At 69.8% G+C, this 4,528-nt stretch carries 7 protein-coding genes; 4 read left to right on the top strand and 3 right to left on the bottom strand.

Annotated features, from left to right (window positions below; all coding sequences use genetic code 11):
* On the bottom strand, positions 1-320 hold a 320-nt coding region (locus tag ABNT58_RS11530), incomplete at its 3' end, for an NAD(P)H-dependent oxidoreductase (protein WP_348753619.1).
* Between the two features lie 192 nt (positions 321-512).
* Between ABNT58_RS11530 and ABNT58_RS11525 the strand changes: the two genes are divergently transcribed.
* The 3 genes from ABNT58_RS11525 to ABNT58_RS11515 are packed head-to-tail and all read left to right on the top strand — an operon-like array spanning position 513 to position 2,020.
* Positions 513-731: a TOBE domain-containing protein gene (locus ABNT58_RS11525; RefSeq protein ID WP_046113979.1), complete on the top strand. Its 219-nt coding sequence runs from the start codon at positions 513-515 to the stop codon at positions 729-731.
* Positions 732-742: 11 nt separating this feature from the next.
* Positions 743-1,354: an alpha/beta hydrolase gene (locus ABNT58_RS11520; RefSeq protein ID WP_348753618.1), complete on the top strand. Its 612-nt coding sequence runs from the start codon at positions 743-745 to the stop codon at positions 1,352-1,354.
* Between the two features lie 12 nt (positions 1,355-1,366).
* Positions 1,367-2,020: a peroxiredoxin gene (locus ABNT58_RS11515; RefSeq protein ID WP_348753617.1), complete on the top strand. Its 654-nt coding sequence runs from the start codon at positions 1,367-1,369 to the stop codon at positions 2,018-2,020.
* Here ABNT58_RS11515 and ABNT58_RS11510 read toward each other — a convergent pair whose 3' ends face one another.
* Both ABNT58_RS11510 and ABNT58_RS11505 read right to left on the bottom strand, forming a co-directional pair.
* Positions 2,021-2,680 (bottom strand): glutathione S-transferase family protein, encoded by a 660-nt coding sequence (locus ABNT58_RS11510; protein ID WP_348753616.1) that lies wholly within the window; start codon positions 2,678-2,680, stop codon positions 2,021-2,023.
* The gene (locus ABNT58_RS11505) at positions 2,661-3,836 is read right to left on the bottom strand and encodes a sigma 54-interacting transcriptional regulator (RefSeq protein ID WP_348753615.1); all 1,176 of its coding nucleotides are present in this window, start codon (positions 3,834-3,836) and stop codon (positions 2,661-2,663) included. The genes ABNT58_RS11510 and ABNT58_RS11505 overlap by 20 nt, the downstream gene beginning before the upstream one ends.
* Before the next feature lie 199 nt (positions 3,837-4,035).
* Here ABNT58_RS11505 and ABNT58_RS11500 point away from each other — a divergent pair, with 199 nt between their 5' ends.
* Positions 4,036-4,503 (top strand): rhodanese-like domain-containing protein, encoded by a 468-nt coding sequence (locus ABNT58_RS11500; protein ID WP_348753614.1) that lies wholly within the window; start codon positions 4,036-4,038, stop codon positions 4,501-4,503.
* The last annotated feature ends 25 nt before the right edge of the window (positions 4,504-4,528 follow it).

Here is a 4,528-nt window from a genome sequence, read left to right as displayed (position 1 = left end):
CGGCCCACCAGCGCATCGGGCGGCAGCAGGTCGAACAGGTGCTTGAAGAGGCCGGTGTACGAGCCCTTGTAGACCGGGGTCACCGCCACCAGCAGGTCGGCGCTGACGATGGCGCGCAGCGCGGCGGCGGCTTCGTCGGGCAGGCCTTGCGGCGTCAGCGCCGGGCCGATCTGCGGCGCCAGCTTCCAGATCTCCACCGTCTGCACGGTGACGGGCAGGGCGGCCGACAGGCCGTCCGCGATGGCCTGGGCCAGCACCTTGGTGCGGGAACGTTCACCGGTATTGCCGATGACGACGGTGATGCGGTGGGGTGTAGTCATAAGGGCGCAAGGCTAGGCAGCCTGCGGCCCGCGGCCAACGAAGCTTTCGTCAGACCCTTCCTCGCGCAGCGTGTTTGGGCGAGCCGATACGCGCTGGCCGCATGTCAAGCTGCAAAAGCCTTCGTTGGCCGACTAAGCGCCGCGGCCTACGCTGAGCTTCATTCTCTGCGCCCTGCAGCTTGAAGGAAGCCCATGAGCATCAACGCCATCAACGTGCGCAACCAGTTCCGCGGCAAGGTCCGCGAGGTGATCGAAGGCCCGGTCGTGTCCGAAGTGGACGTGGAAACGGCCGGGGGTCTGATCGTCACCTCGGTCATCACCACCCGTTCGGTCAAGGAGCTGGGCATCGTGCCCGGCAAGGAAGTGATCGCGCTGGTGAAGTCGACCGAGGTGTCGATCGCCACGCTGTAAGGAGCGCAGCGATGGTGCCCGCCTTCGTCAGCCGCCATCCGCGCAGCGCGCCGCGGCTGCTCATCGTGCCAGGCCTGCATGACAGCGGCCCGGCGCACTGGCAAAGCTGGTTGCAGCAGGGCGACCGCCGCGCGGTGCGCGTGGTGCAGCGCGACTGGACACTGCCCGACCTGGACCGCTGGGCCTCGCGCATCGACAGCACGATCGAGCGGGCCGGTGCGGGCCCGTGGATCGCGGTGGCGCACAGCTTCGGTTGCCTGGCGGTGGCGCGGCACCTGGCGCAGCAGCCCGATTCGCCGATCGCCGCCGCGCTGCTGGTGGCGCCGGCCGACCCCGACAAGTTCGGCGTGGCGGCGCTGCTGCCCACCCAGCCGCTCGAGGTGCCCAGCACGATGGTGATCAGCGACACCGACCCGTGGATGGCCGCCAGCCACGCACGCCGCCTGGCGCAGCGCTGGGGCAGCTCCACCATCCACCTCGGCAATGCCGGGCACATCAACACCGAGGCGGGTTTCGGCCCGCTGCCGCTGGCCCGCCGCTGGGTGACCACCATGAGCCAGCGGCTGGAACGCACCCACCGCCCCGACCGCGCGGCCTTTGCCGAATGGTCGTTCGCACTTTGAGAAGGAGCCCCCATGCCCACCTTGAGACTTGGCGACACCGCCCCCGACTTCGAGCAGGCTTCCAGCGCCGGCCCCATCCGCTTCCATGAGTGGCTGGGCGACAGCTGGGGCGTGCTGTTTTCGCACCCCGCCGACTTCACGCCGGTGTGCACCACCGAGCTGGGCCTGACGGCCAAGCTGAAGGACGAGTTCGCCAAGCGCAACGTCAAGGTGATCGCGCTGTCGGTCGACCCGGTGGACAAGCATGGCCAGTGGATCGAGGACATCAACCGCACGCAGCACACGCAGGTGGGTTTCCCGATCATCGCGGATGCCGACCGCAAGGTCAGCGAGCTGTACGACCTGATCCACCCCAACGCCAGCACCACGGCCACGGTGCGTTCGCTCTTCGTCATCGACCCGGCCAAGAAGGTGCGGCTGATCATCACCTACCCCGCCAGCACCGGCCGCAACTTCGACGAGATCCTGCGGGTGATCGATTCGCTGCAGCTGACCGACCACCACAGCGTGGCCACGCCCGGCAACTGGCGGCAGGGCGATGACGTGGTGATCGTGCCTTCGCTGCAAGACCCTGAAGTGATCGCCCAGAAGTTCCCGAAGGGCTATACCGCGGTGACGCCCTACCTGCGGCTCACGCCGCAACCTGAGGCGTCCATCAAGCGCTGATCAGCCGCCCGCTTCTTCCAGCGCCCGCCGCGTGGCGGGCCGCTGGGCGATCAGCGCATGGTGGGCCATCAGCCGCGGGAAGGCCTGCACCTCCACGCCGTCGCCTGCCAGCCAGCCGCTGATGGTGAACAGGTAGGCATCGGCCACGCTGTAGCACGCGCCCAGCACGTAAGGGCCTTGCTCGGCCGTGGCGGCCAGCTGCGCTTCGAGTTGCTGGGCGCAGGCGGTCATCGTCTGCGGCACCTTGGCCTTCATGGCCTCGATGGCGGCCGCATCGTCGGCCCAGCGTGAACCGCGGCGCTTGTGCGCATGCGCCACGTGCACGGTGGAAGCCAGGTAGGACGCCAGTTCGTTGATGCGGGCCAGCGCAAAGGCGTCGTCCAGCGGCGCCAGGCCGGCCTGCGGATGGCTTTGCGCGACGAACAGCAGCAGCGCCGGCACTTCGGTGAGCACGCCTTGAGGCGTGGCCAACGCGGGCACGCGGCCCTTGGGGTTGAGGGCCAGGTACTCCGGGCTTTGCTGCTGCTGTTGCGTGAAGTCCAGCTGCACCAGCTTGAAGGGCGCCTGCGCTTCATGCAGCGCGATGTGCACCGCCTGGGCGCAGGTGCCGGGCGCGGTGTAGAAGGTCCAGCCGGTGGTGTCAGGGGTGAGGGTGCTCATGGCGGGGTGCTCCAGGTGACAACGGGCCGCGCACCGGCGCGGCAGCGGCGCCGATCTTGGCATGGGCGGGGGCCGGCGTATCGGCGCCGGCATCGGCCTCGGCATCCACCAGCAGGCCGTGGCGCTTGAGCAGGGTGCGCAAGGTGTTGCGCGTCACGCCCAGCAGTCGGGCGCTGCGTACCTGGTTCTCGTTGCAGGCTTCATAGGCGCAGCGCACCAGCGTGGCTTCCACCAGCGGGTACAGCGCGTCGGTGCGTTCGGCCAGCAAGGTGTCGAACAGCGCGGCCAGGCGTTCTTGCGCGTCGGGCGGTGCATCCAGCGGCAGCGGCGCCGGCCGTTCCGGCGCCAGCGCATGGCCCACCAGCCGCAGGTCTTCGCGGCGCACCAGGCCGTCGCGGCAGACGATGAGTGCGAAGTGCACCACGTTCTCCAGCTCGCGGATGTTGCCCGGCCAGGCATGTTGCAGCAGCGCGGCCTGCGCCTCGGGCGCCAGGCGCGCATGGGCCAGGCCCAGCTTGGGGCCGTACACGCCGATGAAGTGGCGCGCCAGCGGCAGGATGTCGCCGGGCCGTTCGCGCAGCGGCGGCAGCGCCAGCGGCGCCACGTTCAGGCGGTAGTACAGGTCGGCGCGAAAGTGCTGTGCCTGCACCGCGCGCTGCAGGTCGACGTTGGTGGCGGCCACCAGCCGCACGTCCAGCGCCACCGGCCGGCGCGCGCCCAGGCGCACCACCTGCCGTTCCTGCAGCACGCGCAGCAGCTTGACCTGCAGCGCCAGCGGCAGGTCGCCGATCTCGTCGAGGAACAGCGTGCCGCCGTTGGCGGCCTCGAACCAGCCGGCGCGCGCACCGGTGGCGCCGGTGTAGGCGCCGGCTTCATGGCCAAACAGCTCGGCATCGATCAGCTGTTCGCTGAAGGCGCCGCAGTTCACCGCCACGAAGGGGCCGCTGCGGCCGCTGAGTTGGTGCACATGGCGCGCCACCAGCTCCTTGCCGGTGCCGGTTTCTCCGGCCAGCAGCACCGTGGCTTCGGTGCGCGCCAGGCGCTCGATCTGCTGCAGCAGCGCCAGCGATCGCGGGTCGTGGAACAAGAGAGCCTTGGCGCGGATGCTCAGGGCCAGGGCCGGGGAGTCGGGCAGGGTCAGCAGATGGGCGGTCACGGCAGGCAGCCTACGGGCCGGCCTGCCGCCCGCGAACGAAGCGCTGCGGCTATGCAAACGCGTCTGCCGCATATCGCGGCGGTGGCGCCCCTTGTTACAGCCGGCGCATATCCAAAGACGAATCGCTTCCTTGGCGGCGGCGAGGGCGCTGCTTAGGCTGGCGTTGCCGTCTATCGCCACCCGAACAGGAGTCGTTGTCATGTCTGCCGTCCTCGAAGAAGTTGTCCTCCACCCCGCCTTGCAGGAAGCGCAGGCGCAGGCTGCCGAACTCGGCCTGCCGTTCGCGGGCAGCGTCAGTCCGCAGCAGGCCTGGGCGCTGCATCAGGCCGGCCAGGCCCGCATCGTCGACGTGCGCACCGCCGAGGAGCGCAAGTTCGTCGGCCAGGTGCCCGGTACCTTGCACGTGGCCTGGGCCACCGGCACCGCGCTCACCCGCAACCCGCGCTTCGTGCGCGAGCTGGAAGCCAAGGTGGGCCGCCACGACCCGGTGCTGCTGCTGTGCCGCAGCGGCAAGCGGTCAGCGCTGGCGGCCGAGGCCGCAGCGAAGGCCGGCTTCACCCGCGTGTTCAACATCCGTGAAGGCTTTGAAGGCGAACTCAATGACGCGCAGCAGCGCGGCACTGCCGATGGCTGGCGCTACCAGGGGCTGCCGTGGCAACAGGACTGAACGACGAGCCGTCACCCGGCGCGCT

It is taken from the genome of uncultured Aquincola sp., assembly GCF_964001545.1.
Classification (GTDB): Bacteria; Pseudomonadota; Gammaproteobacteria; order Burkholderiales; family Burkholderiaceae_C; genus Aquincola.
This window is presented reverse-complemented; position numbering and strand designations above follow the sequence as displayed.